This is a genomic window from Ligilactobacillus salitolerans, from assembly GCF_003864415.1.
Classification (GTDB): Bacteria; Bacillota; Bacilli; order Lactobacillales; family Lactobacillaceae; genus Ligilactobacillus; species Ligilactobacillus salitolerans.
Genome location: NZ_BFFP01000009.1, coordinates 41637 through 60255 on the forward strand (window position 1 = coordinate 41637; position 18619 = coordinate 60255).

Consider the following 18619-nt stretch of genomic DNA (forward strand, 5'->3'; position numbering starts at 1 on the left):
GGGCCAGCTAAAAACCATATTCTTCACGCTGACCTTCCCTAATTTATGATTCCTTTTTAGCTGGCAGCTTGCGCCCCATCAGCCATGTCGTAAACAAGATCACCAAGATCACTGCGATTGCCGAATACAAGACCAGCAGGCACTCCGCCACAAAAATCTTAGAATTTAGGTAATAGCTGAAACTATTATGCAGTTTATTCAGCAAAATAAACAAGGCCAAGTTGCCGCCAAACATCCCAAAAAAGAGTGTATTGAAAGTCATTCCCATGATTTGAAACCCGATATTGCGTCCGCTGCGAAAAAGCGCAGCTCTATTGATCTGTTTATTTTCTTCGATCACTTCTTTTAAACCGCTAGCGATCGCGATCGCAGCCTCAGCGATCGCACCCAAGGTACTTAACAATGTCGTCGCAACCAAGATCTGTTCGAAGCTCACACCGATCAACAAGTTAAAAGCTTCAATTTCCTCTGACTGTTCGTTTGCAAAGCCCTGCACTTGCGCCAAATGATCAAAAGGAATGATCAAACACAACATCACTAACATGACACAGATCGTCGCTAAAAATGCGGTATTGGATGTTTGTTCGTCAGTATTTCCCATGTAGATCGTGATCGCCAAAATACAAATCGCGCTAAAAAGCGCTGTTGCCAGCGGCGGAAAGCCGGAAGAAAGCAGCAGGATCGTAATAAACAAGAGACAAAAGTTGATCACGACTGAGAAAAAAGCCATAAATCCCTGTTTGCCCGCGATCAAAACCATTAACAAACCGAGGATCGCCGCTAGAATACCAATAGTTTCCATCCTAACCCTCCTTCTTCAAGCTCCAGGCCGCAAGGACACTGGCAGCGGGGATCACCAGGGCAATCCCGATGCCGCTGATCAGCGACTGCACAACGCCCAGGGTCATCGTCCAATCAAAGGTATAAGCAATACTGTTGCCGGTCCGGAAAAATAACACGGCCAAGGGAACTGTTTCCGCGAAAAAAATCAATAACAAAACATTGACCAGCGGTCCTAAGATCGCACGTCCCACACTTAAGCCTGACAGCGACAATTGCTTGACTGAAAGTTGCGGCTGTGCGCGTTTTAATTCAAAAATCGTGGAAACAATATCTGTCGCGGCATCCATGACCGCTCCCAGCAAGCCAATGACAGTTGCCGATAAAAAGAGCTGCTTAGGAGCCTGCGTGGCAAAATCCAGTGATTCATAATGGAGGCTGCTGCTGGTCGCTTTTAAAACTAGGACACCGATCCCTAAAGCCAAGGCAGTTCCGGCTGTGATTGAGGCAAACGTGACGACACACTGCTTGTTCCACCCGATAACTATCGCTAGTGAAAGTGCGGTAAAAATCAGCGCGCTTAAAACAAAAAGCCAGAAAAAATTATTTAAATTTAAACTAACGTCCAAGTTGACGAAGAAAATAAAAACGCAGAAGTTAATGATCACACTGAATAGAGCCTTGAGCCCAGCAAATTTCATAGTTAAAAAAAGTAAGGCGATGACAAGCCAGCAAAGGAGCAGCAAGTATGTATCCCGCTTAAATCCTGAGATCTGACCGGTCAAGCCGTGCGCAGATTTTTGCAGATCCACAAAAACCTGCTGACCTGCGCTAAAATTCTGGTCAAAAGCCCCTGAATTCGACCACGTATTTTTGACCGTGACCTTTTTATCGGCATGTTTGCCATTTAAAAGCCGCAAATGCACTTCTTGTCTGTGGGTCTGATCTGAGTTTTTAAATTCATCTTGTGTTTTATGACTGGAGAGCGGCGTGACTTGGGTCACTTCTGCGATGTCTTGGTGGTATAAGAAGGCATCATGCCAACTCAGAAAGTATATTAAGCCCCCGACCAGCAGCAAGCAGCACGCGATGAGCAAGCTGCGTTTATTTTTAACACTCATTTCATCAGATCCTTTCACTCATCCATTAACCTTAGCACGATTGATCGCCAAGATAAAGCTGCTTAGCTCAGCTGGAATCCCGCTCAAAACCCTGCATTCAACCACTTTCGGCGCTTAGATAGATTTGTTTAGATTTTGTTATATTTGCCAGATAGTCAACATCGTTTTACAATTTAGTTAACAATTTAAATTTGACAGGATGGACAGTAAATATGAAAACGACAGAAGAGGTCCTCGCCTATTTAGAGCAAAACGAAAGCCCCGTCTCCGGACAAGAGATCGCGGACTCGCTGCACATCTCACGCACAGCCGTCTGGAAAGCAATTCAAAGTTTGCAAGCAAAAGGATATTTGATCGACAGCAAACCGCGCGTTGGCTATCTCTTACAAGATCCACCGGCTTTATCTGCGACTTTTATTCAAAGAAACTTAAAGCAGCCCCTGAAACTAGAGATCCACCAAAGCCTCTCTTCAACCAATGCGCGTGCTAAGGAGCTTGGTACCCGGGCGGAGCATGATATTCCTCAAGTCATTATCAGCGAGCAGCAGACTAAAGGCTATGGCCGCTACGGGCGGGCCTTCGCCTCACCCAAGAACACCGGGATCTATCTGAGCATCCTCATGCAAAACCAGTTCAAACATTTCGATGCCGGGTTATTGACAACGGCGACAGCTACGGCTTTATGCCGAGTAATCGAAAAAACACTCCAGATCAAACCGGAGATCAAATGGGTCAATGACGTCTTGGTCAACGGCAAGAAAGTCAGCGGGATCTTGACCGAGGGTGTCACTGATATGGAAACTGGCCAGTTAAAACAAGTTGTCGTTGGCGTCGGCATCAATTATTTGACTGACACAACGCTCTTTGATCCTGAATTAGCACAACGAGCAGGTTCCTTACGCCAGGCGGTCCTTGCGGCTAAAATCACGCGCAACAAATTCATCGCCGCTTTTTTAAATGATTTTTTTGCCCTTTTCCCATCTTTTTTAAGTTCGGACTTTATGGATGACTACCGGAAATACTGCACTACACTAGGTCAGCAGGTGACGATCACGCAAGGCTCTCAGCAAATCACTGGGTTGGCAAGTGCGATCACTGATAATGGTCAACTAGTCTTAGCTGACGGGCGAACCTTTTCTTCGGGAGAAATCACCAAGATCAGGCGCAAACCATAAAAGCAAACTCCTTGTGCGGATTGCATAATCTTTTTATTCTACCGTGCTGCATGCTAAAATAAGGGTAGTAAAAGTCAGTACAACTGTGAGGTGTTTAAGATGAGTGAAGATGTATTCTTCAATCCTGGACAATCAATTTCAAGCGACTACGATTTTAACAAAGCATATGTTGCGGCACAGATTTATCACAACAAGTCCAATAAACCGGTCTTGGTCGTCCAAGAAAGCGACGGCAACCCGTACTTTATCTTTGACGAAGAGGCATTTCCAGCCGCAGAAAACGCCAAAACGAAATACTCAGTTATTAAACGGATCAAATAATTTTTCTAGCAAAAAGAGCAAGACGCGTCACCTCAGTGTGAAATGCGTCTTGCTCTTTTTGAATGTCTGAATTAGTTATTGGCATGGAAGCGTTGTTTAAATAACGGACTGACCGGTTTATTTTCATGGATCCGCTTGATGGCGTCCCCAATGATCGGTCCAACAGAGATCTGAACTAATTTATCGATTTGTTTTTCTTTAGGCAGCTTGATCGAGTCAGTTACGACTAGTTCCTTGATCGGTGATTTTTCGATCCGCTCGATAGCTGGACCAGACAAAACTGGATGGGTCGCTGAAGCATAAACTTCGGTGGCGCCGGCATCCATTAAGGCTTGTGCAGCCAAAGTGATCGTACCGGCAGTATCGATCATATCATCGATCAAAATACATTTCTTGCCTTTGACTGAGCCGATAATGTTCATGATCTCAGCCACGTTAGCCTTAGGCCGCCGTTTGTCGATAATTGCGATCGGCGCCTTCAAAAACTCGGCTAACTTGCGCGCACGAGTCACGCCGCCGTGATCTGGCGAAACAACAACGGCGTCCTTATCGATCCCTTTAGTAATAAAGTAATCTGCGATCAAAGGAGCACCCATCAAGTGATCGACCGGGATATCGAAGAAACCTTGAATCTGTGCTGCGTGCAAGTCTAAAGCAATGACACGCTGTGCTCCGGCTTTTTGCAGCATATCTGCTACTAATTTAGCAGTGATCGGTTCGCGTGAGCGTGCCTTGCGATCTTGACGCGCATAACCGTAATAAGGGATCACGACGTTGATTGTATGAGCACTGGCACGTCTCAAGGCATCGATCATGATCAAAAGTTCCATTAAATTATCGTTGACAGGTGCAGAAGTAGACTGCACGATAAAAATATCGCACCCTCGGATACTTTCTTCGATGTTGATCCGAATTTCACCATCGCTAAAACGATCAACTGATGTTTTCCCCAATGGGACCCCTACAGCATCAGCAATTTTTTGTGCCAAAGGTTTATTGGAATTCAAAGCAAAGATCCGCAGCTTCGAATCACTATAATGTTCAGACATGACAACCTCCATTAGTCCTTAGTTTTCTTTACTCACCTTTAATCTTATGCATTTTTGGCAATAAAAGCAAGCACTCGCCCCGTAAACTCTTAATTATTTTTAGCTGCTTCTTCCGTTTGCTGAGCAGCTTTTGCAACCGGATATTTATCGTAGTAACCAGCCTTATTGACCTGCCGGCCACGGCCAATAGCCATCGCGTGCGGCTCAACATCAGCAGTGATTGTTGACCCTGCTGCAACGTAGGCATGATCGCCGAGCACAACGGGTGCGATAACGTTGCTGCCAGAACCAATAAAGGAATAATCGCCAACAGTGGTCTGGTGCTTGTTGATCCCATCATAATTAACAAAAACCGTTCCGCAGCCGACGTTGATCTCCTTGCCCAGAGTTGCATCGCCGACATAAGTTAAGTGGCCGACCTTGGTATTTTGACCAACGATCGCCTTTTTAACTTCCACAAAGTTTCCAATATGTGCTCCTTGGCAGATCTCGGCCTGTGGGCGCAAGTGACTGTACGGACCGATATCTGTATTAGAATGCATCACAGCATTTTCAAGCACCGATGATGTCACCGTGACATTATCGCCCACAACAGAGTCTTTGATCTCTGAATGAGCTCCGATCAAGCAATCAGCGCCGATCTTGGTCGATCCTTTCAACTGGACTCCGGGCTCGATCACCGTATCTGCGCCGATCTCTACGTCCACGTCAATATAAGTATTTTCCGGGTCAACTAGCGTGACACCATTAGCCATATGTGTACGGTTGATCCTCTTTTGCATCACCTTGCCCGCTTGAGATAAGGCGATCCGGTCATTGACACCCATTGATTCTTCAAAGTTTCCCATCTGATATGCTGCAACTACTTTGCCGTCCTTTTTGAGCACTTCCATGACATCGGTCAGATAGTATTCTCCCTGAGCATTATCATTTGTGATCTGATGCAAAGCTTGGAATAACTCGCGGTTATTAAAGCAATAGACCCCGGTATTGATCTCAGTCACCGCAGCTTCTTCTTTAGTTGCATCTTTTTGTTCTACGATCCGCTCCACGATCCCTAAGTCATTGCGGATGATCCGTCCATAACCGAAAGGATCATCTGCATTGGCTGTCAGTACCGTTGCTGCAGCACCTTGTGACTGGTGGTACTCAAATAGTTCTGCAAAAGTTGCAGCTGTAAACAGCGGCGTGTCGCCACAAGCGATCAAAGTCATCCCGTCTTTATCACCCAGCAGGCTTTCCGCTTGTAAAACAGCGTGACCTGTTCCAAGTTGTTTTGACTGAACCGCATATTCAGTCCGCTCTTTCAGCGTTTCTTTGACCATTTCTGCTCCATGACCGATGATGGTCACGATCTGGTCCATCTGATTTTTTTCAATCTGCGTCAGGACATGATCGACCATCGGCTTGCCGCAGACTGGGTGCAGCACCTTATAAAGTTTAGATTTCATTCTGGTCCCTTGACCAGCCGCCAAAATTACAGCATATTTTGCAGTCATTTATATCTGCTCCTCTATTTAATTTCTGAATTTATTAAGTTACGGTCCTTGAGCCCAAAGCCATCTGAAACTGGCTGTTGCTATCTTCTGAGCCAACTAGACCATTTTAACCCCACTTTTGAATGATAACCCAGTTTTCACTGGTATGCAACTGACTCTCAGCCCGACTGGCACAACGCTAATATTTTGTGCATGCAAAAAGAGCCTAGCGACCACTGATCACTAAGCTCTGCTTTGTTTTTAGCACCGAAACGGATAGTTCGGGTTATTTTGGCAAATAACCGATCTCTTCCAAAGTTTCGCTGGATTTTTTAATATTTTCCTGATTACCGGTAAAGGAAGCAAAAGCCCACGATTTCAAGAGGTACTTGATCGCGTCACTACTCCATTCACCATTCTTATCATGAAGGACCAAGGCGTTGGTGTAATACAAAGAATCAATGAAGACCGGTGTAAAGTGCCGGTTAGAAAAGGCTTCTGCCTGCTCCAAGATCTCCATACATTTATCAAAATCCATCATCCGATAATAATACAGGGTCAAGCTCTTCCAGATGAATAAGGTCCAAAAGACATAATCATCCAGGTTGATGTTAGCCAACAAGTCAGGGACTTGCTCGAAGTAGAAACTGGCCTTATCATTTTCATTTCTTTCTAAATAGACCACACCCAACTCGCAAGTTGCCAAGACTGTGAAGATATCGACTTGCTTATTGCGCATCTGCAAGATCCGATTAAAGCCAAATAAGGCGTCTTCGAAATCCCGGCTTTTCCACATATTCGCGTTCGTTTTTAAGAACAGGTAGTGAGCTTCTTGCTCCTTATCACCCAAGCTCTCGATTTTTTCCAACGTCGCCAGCGCGGCATCATAATCGTTGCTCATACTGAAATTATCTGCCTCATCTAAAAAGCGTTGGGCGGTCAAAACTTCATTATCAACAACCACATCTTCCAGCTTTAATCCGAGACGCGAAATGATCTTGGCAAGAATATCCCCTCGCGGAGAGGTCGAATTTCTTTCCAATAAACTGATAGTGCCTTGCGTTGTGATCCCCTTAGCGAGATCTTGTTGAGAAATACCTAGCTTCTTGCGTGTATCTTTGATTTTTTGACCATCTATCATAACTATTTCCCCTCTTAACAGGTAAAATTTTTAGAATTATTAATTACAGTATAAAGCGCAATTAAAAAAACTGACTGACATTACTTAATAAAATAAATAATTATAAGCTTTTTGTCAAATAGTAAGCCTTGGATATTTAAAAACTTTAATCATTTTGGCTAACAGAAGAAACAACTTCCCAATTGTTAAATCTTGCTAGCTTAAGCTTAATGACAAATTTTCATCGTTGAACAATCAAATGTATGATTAGGCACGCTCATAAATAATTTTTTTAGCCCATTTGCTTAAATCAAAGAAGCGACCAGATTTTAAATTATAAAATTAATATTTAAGTGTTCAGCTGCTACAAAAATTCCCCCAGAAATCACCAGTGGATTTTTGAGGGAAAACATCGTCATTATTTCTGATTGCCAAAAACTCGGTCCAGATAGGTCCCCGCACTCACGTGGATCGTCTTATCCTGTGAGTTAACTTGGTCGACCCGCAATAAGGAAGTATAGTCATCGACCATTCTCTGCCCGGCAAATGAACCTTCTGCAAAAACCGTGATCCCGACTAACTCAGAATCAAACTCTTCGATCATTGATTTCATCCCGTTGACGGTGCCGCCGCCTTTCATGAAATCATCCACAACTAAAACATGCGAGCCGCGTTTTAAACTGCGTTTGGATAACTCCATTTTTTCGATCCGTTCACTCGAACCAGAAACATAATTGACAGAGACTGTCGCGCCTTCAGTGATCTTAGAGTCGCGCCGCACGATCACAAACGGAACATTTAAGTATTCCGAGACACTTTGCGCGATCGGGACACCTTTCGTGGCTACTGTCATGACTGCGTCGATCTGCTTGTCAATATACTGGCGGGCGATCACACGGCCAACAACGCGTAAAACATCTGGCCGGCCCAATAAATCGGATAAGTAAACATAACCCCCGGGCAAAAGACGGCTTTCAGCCGACATTTCTTGCACCATCTCGGAGATAAAGCTCCGTGCTTCATCTTCATTAATTGAGGGAATAAAACGGGCACCACCAGCAGCGCCGGGAATAGTTTCTAAAACTCCGATGCCGCGTGCCTGAAATGTTCGTTTTACGATCGCCAAGTCTTCTGAGATCGATGATTTGGCAGATTCGTATCGTTCAGCAAAGAAAGTCAACGAAATTAAGGTATGCGGCCTTTCTAAAAGATAGTTAGTCATATCGATCAACCGATCGCTTCTTCTTGTTTTCAATTTTTGTCCTCCACTTATTAAAAACTCTACCAGTCTTTTTCAGGTTATTATACGCCGAATTTCAAGATTTTAGTAGTTTATTTACAAATTAGCGTGAAATAGTTCGGCTTTATATCTAACTGACATTAAAATAAAGCATTTTTACAAAACAATCTCACTAAAGATTAACGTTCGGTAATTATTGAACAGCAAGATAAAGATTATCATTTTTTTGCCTTTCCGTCAATCTTTTTTTGCTTCAAATCCTGAAAAACCAACGAAATCCCCAATTATGACTTTCTTTTCGTCCGAGTTTCAAAAAATTAACTTTGAGCCCCAGTTTCATGCTGATGAAAGCCCTTTTGCTGGTCTTTCGGCTTTTAAATTATTACTATTATAGATATAATAAAAAAGAATAATTGCTAAGAAATCAGGTGAGATCTTGGAGATAACGGAAAAGGCCGCGGCTAAATTAAACCTCTGTTTAGACACACCCTTCCGTCACTCGGACGGCAGTCTCGAATGGAAGATGGTAATGACGGCGATCGATCTTGCCGACTATGTGCACATACAGACGGTTACTAACACAAATGAGATCAGTGTTCAGACAGACAACGGTTTTTTACCCTGTGACCATCGCAATCTGACCTACCAGGCCGCGCACAAAATCAAACAACTCTTCCACATCAAGACAGGTTTAAAAATTTCAATCAAAAAAAATATTCCCGTCGCCGCTGGCATGGGCGGCGGTTCTGCGGACGCAGCCGCCGTTCTGAGAGCTTTGAATCAACTGTGGCAGTTACATCTCTCACAGGCTGAACTTGCTGCGATCGGTCTGAGCATTGATTCAGACGTTCCGTTTTGCATTTACAGTGAGCCGGCTTTAGTCACCGGGCGAGGCGAAAAAGTCACTCCGCTGGGACCTTTGCCTAATATGTGGTTTGTGGTCGCGAAACCGCCTGCGAGCGTGTCGACCCCCACGATCTTAAAACAAGTCGACCACGCCGAGTTTCAACATTTGGATGTGGACTCAGTGGTCACTGGGATCAAACAGCAAGATCTGGCAATGATCACCGCTAACATGGGCAATGTTTTGGAAAATTTGACCACTAAACGCTACCCTGACATTGCGCGCATTAAAAACAAGATGCTGCAATTCGGCACACAAACCGCTTTGATGTCTGGAACCGGCCCCACGGTCTATGGAGTTTGTCAGAACTATTCGCGTGCCGTACACGTCTATAATAGCCTACGGGGCTTTTGCAAGGAAGTGTACCTCGTTTCACCCTACACACTGCCAACAAGCCAACAAAAATAACCCTGCTTTTTTCTGCAAGAACAGAATAAAGCAGGGTTGTTTTATGTAAAACACCAACACCGAAATAATCTCAGCACAAGTATTCTTTAAATTTCACCATCAAAATCTAACTCAATATTTCTTGTCAAAACATCCGTATAACTGAAGGAGACCCGTTTCACCGCGTTCTCATCCTGGTCCAGATCGACCACAAAAACCGCAGGGAAAGTTTCACGTAAAACTCCGTGTCTAGAGGTCACCTTTTTACGCCCAACTTGAGTTGTCACGGTTAAATTATTGCCGATCCGATTATCAAGTTTAGTTTTAATTGTCGCTAAAGTAACAGGCATTTGATCCACTCCTTCTATAAGGAATAGTATACCACTTTTATACAAAAACCGCAATTATACCATACAGATAATTGTTCAGCAACAAAAATAATAACTTTTTTATTTTTTATTTTGGCTCAAGCGCTTCATTTTCCAGGCTGTCGCTTAAGCGGATAAAATCAGCCACACTGAGGCGTTCTGCGCGAATCCCGGGTGCGATCTCGGCTGTTTCAAGCGCCTGCTCAAGCCGCGTTTTTATTTCTGGTTCTTTCCCATATAAGGCAAGTAAATTATTCCAAAGGCTTTTTCTCTTATGCATAAAACTGCCGCGGATCAGTTTTCTAAAGTTTTTCTCATTTTGCGGTTTTTGCTGCAATTCTGTCCGCTTTTTCATCACCACGATCGCCGAGTCAACTTTAGGGCTCGGGATAAACACGGTTTTAGGGACAGTAAAAGCGATCTCGGTTTCGGTGGCATAAGTCACTCCAACCGTCAAAGAGCCGTAGTCTTTAGTGCCCGGCTGGGCTGTCAGCCGCTGGGCTACTTCTTTTTGCATCATTACCGTGATCGAGCTAAAGGAAGCTTGCTCAGCCAACAAGTGTAAAACGATCGGAGTCGTGATGTAATATGGTAAATTCGCAACGATCTTGACCGGATGCTGCCCGTCAAAATGCTCGGCTAAAACTTCCGCCAGCTGCACTTGCAAGATATCGCCGTGGATCACTTGAACATTGTCGTAATCAGCCAAGGTCTCTTTTAAGACCGGTAAGAGCCGCTGATCAAGCTCGACTGCCAAGACTTGGTGTGCGTTTTTAGCAAGCTGTTCGGTCAAAGCCCCAATCCCCGGGCCAATTTCCAAAACATCATCGTCTGCACTGATCTGTGCTGCGGCAACAATGTTCTTCAAGACGTTCAAGTCAGTTAAAAAGTTTTGCCCCAAGCTTTTTTTGAAGGTCAGGCCATAGGTTTCCATAATTGCTTTAGTCCGAGTCACCGACCCGATCTCAGGTTTATTGCTGCTCATCTTGTTCCTCCACTTCTCTGACATGCAAAACAGCCGCACCAAATTCTTGCGGTGTTACTTGAAAAAGGTTCAGCCTTTTATATAGCTGCTTGCCGTTGACATAGCCGATCCTCAGATACTCGCATAAGATCTCGCGTCTGATTTTTGCCTTTGGTCCTGAGATCAAGCCGGCCGCCAGCAGATCACTTTGCGAGATGACTGGCTGCGCGTCTGGGACCTCAGTATAAAGGTGGGCTAAAGCCTCCCTGATTGCAGCCGGACTGGCATGCTCCACTCCCAGACTGCCCTGACCGTCCGGAACCGCGTCTTTCTTGCGCAAGAAAGCGTGTTTGACCCCGGGGACCGCTGCTTGGATGGTTTTCCGGATCTTTTCCCCCGAAAAGTCCGGGTCGGTAAAGACGATCACACCGCGCAGCTCATTGAGCTGGTCGATTTGATCCAAAACCTCATCGCTGATCGCTGAACCGCGTGTTTCGATCGTATCAGCGTTAACGGCCAAGTTGATCCGCTTGGTATCGTCCTTGCCTTCCACCACGATCACTTCTTGGATCTTCATTTTTTTACTCATTAATTCTTAAAACCCTCTTCGTATTTTGATCGGCAGCTTCAGCCAGTTCTTGCGCCGTAATTCCCCTTAACTGTGCAAGGTACTCAACGGTGTAGCGCGTAAACCCCGGTTCATTTTGCTGCCCGCGATAAGGAAGCGGAGTTAAGTATGGCGCGTCTGTTTCAACCAAGAGATGCTCTAACGGAGTCTTTGCTGCCGCGTCTTTTACCTCTGTGGCCGAATTAAAAGTCACCACACCACTATAAGACAATTCCAGACCAATGTCCAAGAACTTCTCTGCCCACTCCCAATCGCCGTTAAAACTATGCATGATCCCGCCATAACGGCCGACATCTGCCTGGCGCAAGATCTCATAGCAGTCTGCAAAAGCATCCCGGTTATGGATACTAACTGGCAGGTGCAGTCTTTGCGCCAATTGCAGTTGCCGCAAGAAAACTTCTTTTTGTAGGTCATGGTCGACATCACAATGATAATCCAAGCCGATCTCACCTAAAGCGACCATTTTGTCATGGGCGAGATAGGCAGCAAGCCGCTCTTCTAGTTGCTGGTCATACTTGGCACTGTCTTCTGGATGGCAGCCGGCAGCTCCGTAGATCTGCGGGTAGGTCTCCAGCAAGTCTAACAGTATTTGACAGCTGCTTTGATCATAGCCGATCACAAGCATGGAAGTCACATCCAACGCCGCCGCTCTGCGTACAACATCAGCGCGGTCATTTGCGAACTCGGACGAATTGATATGGGTGTGTGAATCAAAAATTTTCATTGGGTTGCCCCCTCTTTACATCTTGATAGTTTGAAAGAGGCTCGAGAAGAATTCTCCTCGAGCCTCTCTTCTTTAGCTGATTGATGAACCGGCAGGAATATTCTCCGGAACGGTGACTAATTGAACTTGCTCGCCGTATTCAGCCGACAAAAGCATGCCTTGGCTGACTTCGCCGCGCATCTTACGCGGCTGCAAGTTGACCACTGCGATCACTTTTTTGCCGACCAGTTCTTCTGGATTCGGGTACCATTGAGCAATCCCAGATAAGATCTGGCGGTCACCAGCATCGCCTGCATCCAGCCTAAAGCGCAGCAGCTTGTCCGCACCTTTGACCCGGCTGACTTCTTTGATCAAAGCGACCCGCAATTCAACCTTATCGAACTTGTCGAACCGGATCTCCTTTTTATTCAAAGTCAGTTCTTGGGCTTGGGCGGCGTTGATTTTCTCAGCCATCGCCTTGCGCCCTTTTTGCTTCTCATTTTTAGTCATTTTCGACTTGATATATTCAACTTCTTCAGCTGCTTCCAAACGTGGGAAGATCGGTTCTCCCTTCGCAACTACATGGCTGCTTGCTGGCAGATCCATGTATGAAACACCATCGATCTGCAAAGCTGAGTCAGCTAAGCCTAACTGAGCAAAGATCTGCTGCGGCGCGTGAGTCAAGACCGGCTGCAGCAAGATCGCACTGAGGCGCAGTGAAGCTGCCAAGTGAGCTAAGACACTGTCAAGCTCTGCTTTTTTAGCATCATCTTTGGCCAAGTTCCACGGTTCGGTCTGATCGATGTACTTGTTGGAGCGGGCGATAAACTTCCAAACTGCCGCTAAGGCATTGGAGAAACGCATCTGATCCATTTCTTCCTGATAATCAGCCAGTGCTGTTTGCGCAGCTTCTTCCAGCTCGCTGTCAAACTCTGTGACTCCGCTGACCAAGGCTGGGATCTCACCGCCACGGTACTTGTTGATCATCGCCACGGTCCGGTTCAAGAGGTTGCCGAGATCATTGGCCAAATCAAAGTTGACTTTGTCAATAAAGTCTTCTGGAGTGAAGACGCCATCGTTGCCAAATGGCACGGCACGCATCAAGTAGTAACGCAATGCATCTAAGCCGTACCTCTCGACCAGCATTTCCGGATAAACGACGTTGCCTTTCGATTTAGACATCTTGCCGTCCTTCATCAACAGCCAGCCGTGACCAACAACGTGTTTTGGCAAAGGCAAGTCTAAGGCCATCAAAATGATCGGCCAGTAGATTGTATGGAAACGCACGATCTCTTTGCCCACCATGTGAACATCAGCCGGCCAGTACTTCTGAAAGAGCGAATCATCATCAGTCCCGTAACCTAAGGCCGTGATATAGTTGCACAAAGCATCGATCCAGACATAAACGACGTGCTTCGGGTCGTTAGGGACCTTGACTCCCCAGTTGAAACTGGTCCGCGTGATCGCCAAGTCTTCCAGCCCCGGCTTAATGAAATTATTCAGCATTTCATTCTTACGGGTCTGCGGGATAATGAAATCAGGATGTTCATCATAGTACTTAACTAAACGGTCAGCATACTTGCTCATCTTAAAGAAGTAGCTTTCTTCTTCGACCAGCGTAACTTCATGCCCGGATGGGGCTTTGCCGCCAGTCATGTTACCTGCTTCATCGCGGTAGACTTCGGCTAACTGGGATTCCGTAAAGAACTCCTCGTCAGAAACAGAATACCAGCCCTTGTACTTGCCCAAGTAAATATCGCCTTTATCCAACAGCTTCTGGAAAATTTTCTGGATCGCTTTTTCGTGATAATCATCTGTTGTCCGGATAAACTTATCATTAGAGATCTCCAAGGTCTGCCAGAGATCTTTGATCCCAGTCACCATCTGATCCACATAGGCCTGCGGACTTAAGTTTAATTCTTCAGCCTTTTCCTCGATCTTCTGGCCGTGCTCATCTGTGCCGGTCAGAAAAAAGACATCGAAACCTTGCAGACGCTTGTAACGCGCCAACACATCACAGGCAATTGTTGTATAAGCATTGCCAATATGTAATTTTCCCGATGGATAATAAATTGGTGTCGTAATATAAAATGTTGGTTTTTCAGCCATGAAAACTCTGTCCCCTTTACCAGTTCTATTTTTGCTATTTATTTGCTTAAATTTAATCTTAATTCCTTACATTATAGCATACTCCGTCCGTTTCTCACTACCTCCTCATAATTTTCTTGCAGGAGCCAAAAAAAGCTCCAGGATCACTCCTAGAGCCGGCTCAGCGTTATTCGACTGTCACCTGGGCAAATTCCTGCTCGGCATCATTTTGGATCATTACTCCGTCTGCCGGTAATGCGATCGCCTCACGGTTGACGGCGACTAACCGCGCGCCAGGATCGCGGTAAGAGATCAAACCAGCGAAAGGATAAACCACAAAGGAAGTCCCGACGACCACGATCAGGTCCGCGGAACTGATTGCTTCTAACGAACGGCGCAAGTTGTTTTCATCGATCGGTTCGCCGTACAAGACGATCTTACTGCGCAAGATCCCGCCGCAGCCCTGGTGATGCATGTCTTGCAGGTACTCGGTCAAAGAAGCCGTCTGCCCGCATTTTTGACAGTAAACATCTGCGAGGTTGCCGTGAAATTCAACTAAATTGGCAGCCGGTGTCCCAGCCTGACTGTGGAGACCATCGATGTTTTGCGTGATCACCACGGCATCTTTTTGACGGGCAAATTCTGCCATTTTGGCATGGATCACGTTGGGTTTAGCATCCGGATAGATCATGCTGCCGGTCACGAAACGATAATACTTTTCCGGTTCTTGAGATAGGCACTGGTCGCTTAAGAGGTATTCGGGTGCCTCTTGTCCGGCATACAGGCCGTTTTTAGACCGATAGTCGGGGATCCCCGAAGCCGTTGACACGCCAGCACCGGTCAAAAAGACGATGTGTTGCGCCTGATTTAACAAATCATTGAGTTCTGTCATTTTAGCACCCTTTCTTTTGCAAACTATACTTAGCGCTGTAAATAATCCACGTGGATCTGCGGCAAGATTTCCCCGATCTTAGCGGCATAAAAGGAACGGAAAAATTTTTCCTTGTCCCCCGCTGGTTCCGGGAGAATAGATGAATTTTGCCGGTCTGACTTGTAGCGCACGATGTAAGCCGGTTTAAAATGCAGGTTGTCTTGCAGCGAGGAATGGTAGACTTCAAAAAGCTGGGAAACAAAGAGCCGGGTCTGGCGTTCGCTTAAAACAGGTTCTAAGCTGATGAAATCATTCAAGCCTAAGGGGTTTTGACCCCATGCGCTTAATTGCTCGTCAAAGCCGCGCCAGAGTTTAACGATCGCCGCCCGCATTTTCTGCGGACCGCTCACCGGTTTTTCTAAGAGACCCTGCGCCAGTTTTTCAGCCGCCGCCAAGCACTGCGGGTACAGTTCTTGAAGCTTGGGTCTGATTTGGTCTTGCTTATCAGCAAAAAAGACCAATGCATCGAGCAGCTTGACCGTGCGCAAAACCATCCATTCATCGACTTGGTCTGGTTGTTCCGGCTGCAGCTGAGCCAAAACACCCTGAAAATACAGTTCACTAACATTCTCGTCGATCAACCCCAGTTTAACCTGCTGCGGGTAGATCTGCAGGTGCAAAACCGCGTCATATAATTCCGTCCCAGCCGCCATGATTTTGGCATCACGTTCATCATCCCCAGTCGTCATGTGAAAATTGATCTGCGGTGTTTGCTGGCTCATGCTCAACATATGCAGCAGCTCATGGGAAACGGTGTAATCGGGCGCGGAGATATCATAAACATCCAGCTGCAAGTTCCGTCATGGAGATAAAACTGTGCCTGATCACTAGCCAGCCAGCCCTTTTTTTCTTCCTTAAAACTTAATTGGACCGGCTTTTGAGCAACCTCTTTGACCTGTTTGAGTAATTTTTTCACTTCAGAACTTAATTGCGTTTCATTCATCTTTCTAATTTGCACTCCTTATTTCTGCCAAAATTTTGCGCGCAGAACTTTCATTTTGCTGGTTTCTTGGCAGCTGCTTGAGAGCCGAAACGACCTGGTCGACCTCTGGTCCAGCAGCTCCGACTCCAGCGGCCAACGACTTCATCTGTAAACTCATGTGCCCCTTTTGGATGCCATCTGTCACTAACGCGTATAAAGCAGCTAGATTTTGCGCCAGGCCGACACTCACCAGCATTTTCTGCAAGGCGCTGGCGCCTCTTTCTTGCCTTAAGGCTGAATTGACAGCGAGCAATGGGACAACGCCGATCGACCCGCCAACCGACCCGACCGGCAGCGGGATAGTCAGTTCACCGACCAGGTCTTGGCCTGCGACCTGCCAGCTGCTCAAGCCGCGGTATTGACCATCGCGAGCTGCATAAGCATGGACTGCCGCCTCAATGGCGCGCCAATCATTGCCAGATGCCAGCACGGCCGCATCGACGCCGTTCATGATCCCCTTGTTGTGGGTGGCTGCCCGGTAAGGATCGAGTTGCGCCACCCGACTGGCTTGGGTGATTTTTTGCGCGATCTGCTCTCCTTGAATGCCGTTTTTAGCCAGCTGCGCGACTGGAATCCGACAGGTCGCACTGACCAGGCACTCGGTCGTGTAATTGGATAAGATCGCCATTAAGACGTCTAAATGCCACTCAGACCGCAACTTCTCAGCCACTGCTTCTAACATGGTATTGATCATGTTAGCACCCATCGCCTCTTTGGTATCGATGATCAAGTCAACTGACAACAGGTCCTCGGCTAACTTTCTGACCGCAAGTTCCAACGGTCCCCCGCCGCGTTTAACGATCGAAGGATGCGCCTTAGCAGCAATTTGCAGCAAAGAGTCGGCTTGCTGGGCGATTTGTGCAGCCAATTTAGTCGGCTCCTGCACATTTTCCAAAATAACTTGCCCCCGCATCGCCCGTTGTCTGCTGGCAGTCGTGAAACCGCCCGCTTTTTTGACGATGGCCGCGCCATGACTGGCACCGGCGATTACGGAGGGTTCTTCTGTCACCATTGGGAGCAAATATTCTTTGCCATCGATCACGAAGTTCAAGCCCAGCCCTTCCGGCAGCTGGTACTGGGTAATAAAGTTTTCGATCTGAGTTTCCCCGACTTCCGGTGTCACTGCGTTAGTTTTTAATTGTTCGATCTGCTTTTCTGAAAGTGTCTGTGTTTTGCGCAAAACTTCCAATCTTTCTGCCCAGTTTTTGCGGTAAAACTTTTCAAATCCCTGCATATACTCCCTACTTTCAACATCTCGTTTAAAATTTCATAATTTTGCTTAAATCAACCAATTCCTATTATATAATAAGTCAGGAAGCGACCTGCAAGTTTTTTAACTGCAGCTTCACTAATTCATCTAGCAAAGGAGGGCTCTTTGTGAGCTCTAAGCGTCATAAAATCATTTATCTAGGCTTGGCTTTAACACTCTTACTTGGCCTGATCATTGGCGGAAAACTTTCTGCCCAGGCCAATCAAACCTTAAAGATCGGCATGCTGGCTCATGACCAGCCGCTCAGTTACCAGTCGAAACAAAAGGTCCGGGGTGCAAATGCTGTCCTGGCGCGGGCTTTAGGCCAACAGCTTGACCGCCCAGTCACCATCGTGCCGGTCCAAACAAAAAGGCAATTACAAAATAAGCTGCGTGAAGGCCAGCTCGACTTGGCTTTAGGTGCTTTCACTCAGACCAAACATTTTCAACAGACAAAGCCTGTCTTTTACGTCAGAAATATGCTTTTTCGTCGCGGCGACAACAAGAAACGCTCAGTCGAAAAACTAGCCGGTCACAGTGTCGGCATGTTAAAGAATGGCTCGCAAGCAGAGCTGTTAGCCCAGCTAGAAGTCAAGGCTAAAAGATATCGCACACTGCCTGACTTGGTTCAAGCACTAAAACAGAAAAAGATTTCGGCGGCGGTCGTGACGGAACCGCAATACACCAAGTATTTGCAGAAACATCCGGAATTGGTCTCTGCCAAAGATCCGGCTGACGAAATCCAAACCGCGCAAATCCTGCACCGGATCTCGGGACCAGAAGTCACTGCGCAAAAGGTATTGGGCTTGACCTATAAGGATAAGCACTTGCTGAGGCAAGTTGAACATGCTTTAAATCAATTGCGTCAAGCTGGAAGTCTGACCCAAATTTCACTTAAATATTTTAAAAAAGATATCAGCCAAGAGTAAGAAAATCGGGTAGGAGATAGTTCACACTATCGACCTCCCACACCACCGTACGTACGGAACCGTATACGGCGGTTCAACAACTTAAGCTTTTGCTTGAATTGACTGATACAACTGGGACATGTTTAATAGTCCTCGCTGTGTCAGTCTTTTGTTTGTTATGGATATACACAGTGTTTTACTATGCGCATGGCGCCAGTACCCT

General features: G+C 46.2%; 18 protein-coding genes. 4 read left to right on the forward strand and 14 right to left on the reverse strand.

Going from position 1 to position 18619, the window contains the following annotated elements; all coding sequences use genetic code 11:
• Nucleotides 1-43: 43 nt before the first annotated feature.
• A complete protein-coding gene (locus LFYK43_RS03975; RefSeq protein WP_124975664.1) occupies nucleotides 44-802 on the reverse strand; it encodes a YibE/F family protein in 759 nt (252 codons plus the stop codon).
• A 1-nt stretch (nucleotide 803) separates the two neighbouring features.
• Entirely contained in the window at nucleotides 804-1901 is a 1098-nt protein-coding gene (locus LFYK43_RS03980; RefSeq protein ID WP_124975666.1) for a YibE/F family protein, read from the reverse strand.
• A 212-nt stretch (nucleotides 1902-2113) separates the two neighbouring features.
• On the opposite strand from LFYK43_RS03980, the gene LFYK43_RS03985 reads away from it, so the two are divergent.
• Nucleotides 2114-3076 carry a biotin--[acetyl-CoA-carboxylase] ligase gene (locus LFYK43_RS03985; protein ID WP_124975668.1) on the forward strand — a complete coding sequence of 321 codons (963 nt, stop codon included), beginning with the start codon at nucleotides 2114-2116 and terminating at the stop codon, nucleotides 3074-3076.
• Nucleotides 3077-3175: 99 nt separating this feature from the next.
• Nucleotides 3176-3397 carry a hypothetical protein gene (locus LFYK43_RS03990; protein ID WP_124975670.1) on the forward strand — a complete coding sequence of 74 codons (222 nt, stop codon included), beginning with the start codon at nucleotides 3176-3178 and terminating at the stop codon, nucleotides 3395-3397.
• A 71-nt stretch (nucleotides 3398-3468) separates the two neighbouring features.
• Here LFYK43_RS03990 and LFYK43_RS03995 read toward each other — a convergent pair whose 3' ends face one another.
• The 4 genes from LFYK43_RS03995 to purR all read right to left on the reverse strand — a co-directional run bounded on the left by LFYK43_RS03995 (nucleotide 3469) and on the right by purR (nucleotide 8299).
• Nucleotides 3469-4446, reverse strand: a complete 978-nt coding sequence (locus tag LFYK43_RS03995) for a ribose-phosphate diphosphokinase (RefSeq protein WP_124975672.1) — start codon at nucleotides 4444-4446, stop codon at nucleotides 3469-3471.
• A gap of 89 nt (nucleotides 4447-4535) precedes the next feature.
• Nucleotides 4536-5945, reverse strand: coding sequence for a bifunctional UDP-N-acetylglucosamine diphosphorylase/glucosamine-1-phosphate N-acetyltransferase GlmU (gene glmU, locus LFYK43_RS04000; RefSeq protein WP_124975674.1), 1410 nt, complete (start codon nucleotides 5943-5945; stop codon nucleotides 4536-4538).
• 265 nt (nucleotides 5946-6210) lie between these two features.
• Nucleotides 6211-7065: a helix-turn-helix domain-containing protein gene (locus LFYK43_RS04005; protein WP_124975676.1), complete on the reverse strand. Its 855-nt coding sequence runs from the start codon at nucleotides 7063-7065 to the stop codon at nucleotides 6211-6213.
• Nucleotides 7066-7462: 397 nt separating this feature from the next.
• Entirely contained in the window at nucleotides 7463-8299 is an 837-nt protein-coding gene (purR, locus tag LFYK43_RS04010) for a pur operon repressor (protein ID WP_124975678.1), read from the reverse strand.
• 421 nt (nucleotides 8300-8720) lie between these two features.
• On the opposite strand from purR, the gene ispE reads away from it, so the two are divergent.
• Nucleotides 8721-9596 (forward strand): 4-(cytidine 5'-diphospho)-2-C-methyl-D-erythritol kinase, encoded by an 876-nt coding sequence (gene ispE / locus LFYK43_RS04015; protein ID WP_124975679.1) that lies wholly within the window; start codon nucleotides 8721-8723, stop codon nucleotides 9594-9596.
• An 86-nt stretch (nucleotides 9597-9682) separates the two neighbouring features.
• Here ispE and LFYK43_RS04020 read toward each other — a convergent pair whose 3' ends face one another.
• From LFYK43_RS04020 to LFYK43_RS04055, 8 genes are all read right to left on the reverse strand, one after another.
• A complete protein-coding gene (locus LFYK43_RS04020) occupies nucleotides 9683-9925 on the reverse strand; it encodes a Veg family protein (RefSeq protein WP_124975681.1) in 243 nt (80 codons plus the stop codon).
• 106 nt (nucleotides 9926-10031) lie between these two features.
• On the reverse strand, nucleotides 10032-10928 hold the full coding sequence (gene rsmA / locus LFYK43_RS04025) for a 16S rRNA (adenine(1518)-N(6)/adenine(1519)-N(6))-dimethyltransferase RsmA (protein WP_124975683.1): 897 nt from the start codon (nucleotides 10926-10928) through the stop codon (nucleotides 10032-10034).
• A complete protein-coding gene (gene rnmV / locus LFYK43_RS04030) occupies nucleotides 10915-11484 on the reverse strand; it encodes a ribonuclease M5 (RefSeq protein ID WP_174713958.1) in 570 nt (189 codons plus the stop codon). The genes rsmA and rnmV overlap by 14 nt, the downstream gene beginning before the upstream one ends.
• 4 nt (nucleotides 11485-11488) lie before the next feature.
• Entirely contained in the window at nucleotides 11489-12259 is a 771-nt protein-coding gene (locus tag LFYK43_RS04035) for a TatD family hydrolase (RefSeq protein WP_124975687.1), read from the reverse strand.
• A gap of 72 nt (nucleotides 12260-12331) precedes the next feature.
• Nucleotides 12332-14347: a methionine--tRNA ligase gene (gene metG / locus LFYK43_RS04040; protein ID WP_124975689.1), complete on the reverse strand. Its 2016-nt coding sequence runs from the start codon at nucleotides 14345-14347 to the stop codon at nucleotides 12332-12334.
• A gap of 166 nt (nucleotides 14348-14513) precedes the next feature.
• The gene (locus LFYK43_RS04045) at nucleotides 14514-15218 is read right to left on the reverse strand and encodes an NAD-dependent protein deacylase (RefSeq protein WP_124975691.1); all 705 of its coding nucleotides are present in this window, start codon (nucleotides 15216-15218) and stop codon (nucleotides 14514-14516) included.
• A gap of 29 nt (nucleotides 15219-15247) precedes the next feature.
• Nucleotides 15248-16051, reverse strand: a complete 804-nt coding sequence (locus LFYK43_RS04050) for an IpaB/EvcA family protein (RefSeq protein ID WP_229717938.1) — start codon at nucleotides 16049-16051, stop codon at nucleotides 15248-15250.
• A gap of 153 nt (nucleotides 16052-16204) precedes the next feature.
• A complete protein-coding gene (locus tag LFYK43_RS04055; RefSeq protein WP_124975693.1) occupies nucleotides 16205-17473 on the reverse strand; it encodes a hydroxymethylglutaryl-CoA reductase, degradative in 1269 nt (422 codons plus the stop codon).
• Nucleotides 17474-17616: 143 nt separating this feature from the next.
• On the opposite strand from LFYK43_RS04055, the gene LFYK43_RS04060 reads away from it, so the two are divergent.
• Nucleotides 17617-18417: a substrate-binding periplasmic protein gene (locus tag LFYK43_RS04060; RefSeq protein WP_124975695.1), complete on the forward strand. Its 801-nt coding sequence runs from the start codon at nucleotides 17617-17619 to the stop codon at nucleotides 18415-18417.
• The last annotated feature ends 202 nt before the right edge of the window (nucleotides 18418-18619 follow it).

Excerpts from the sequence above, each read along its gene's own strand:
- LFYK43_RS03975 (WP_124975664.1), bottom strand. The coding sequence starts at position 802 with ATGGAAACTATTGGTATTCTAGCGGCGATCCTCGGTTTGTTAATGGTT.
- LFYK43_RS03980 (WP_124975666.1), bottom strand. The coding sequence starts at position 1,901 with ATGAGTGTTAAAAATAAACGCAGCTTGCTCATCGCGTGCTGCTTGCTG.
- LFYK43_RS03985 (WP_124975668.1), top strand. The coding sequence starts at position 2,114 with ATGAAAACGACAGAAGAGGTCCTCGCCTATTTAGAGCAAAACGAAAGC.
- LFYK43_RS03990 (WP_124975670.1), top strand. The coding sequence starts at position 3,176 with ATGAGTGAAGATGTATTCTTCAATCCTGGACAATCAATTTCAAGCGAC.
- LFYK43_RS03995 (WP_124975672.1), bottom strand. The coding sequence starts at position 4,446 with ATGTCTGAACATTATAGTGATTCGAAGCTGCGGATCTTTGCTTTGAAT.
- glmU (WP_124975674.1), bottom strand. The coding sequence starts at position 5,945 with ATGACTGCAAAATATGCTGTAATTTTGGCGGCTGGTCAAGGGACCAGA.
- LFYK43_RS04005 (WP_124975676.1), bottom strand. The coding sequence starts at position 7,065 with ATGATAGATGGTCAAAAAATCAAAGATACACGCAAGAAGCTAGGTATT.
- LFYK43_RS04020 (WP_124975681.1), bottom strand. The coding sequence starts at position 9,925 with ATGCCTGTTACTTTAGCGACAATTAAAACTAAACTTGATAATCGGATC.
- rsmA (WP_124975683.1), bottom strand. The coding sequence starts at position 10,928 with ATGAGCAGCAATAAACCTGAGATCGGGTCGGTGACTCGGACTAAAGCA.
- rnmV (WP_174713958.1), bottom strand. The coding sequence starts at position 11,484 with ATGAAGATCCAAGAAGTGATCGTGGTGGAAGGCAAGGACGATACCAAG.
- LFYK43_RS04035 (WP_124975687.1), bottom strand. The coding sequence starts at position 12,259 with ATGAAAATTTTTGATTCACACACCCATATCAATTCGTCCGAGTTCGCA.
- metG (WP_124975689.1), bottom strand. The coding sequence starts at position 14,347 with ATGGCTGAAAAACCAACATTTTATATTACGACACCAATTTATTATCCA.
- LFYK43_RS04045 (WP_124975691.1), bottom strand. The coding sequence starts at position 15,218 with ATGACAGAACTCAATGATTTGTTAAATCAGGCGCAACACATCGTCTTT.
- LFYK43_RS04055 (WP_124975693.1), bottom strand. The coding sequence starts at position 17,473 with ATGCAGGGATTTGAAAAGTTTTACCGCAAAAACTGGGCAGAAAGATTG.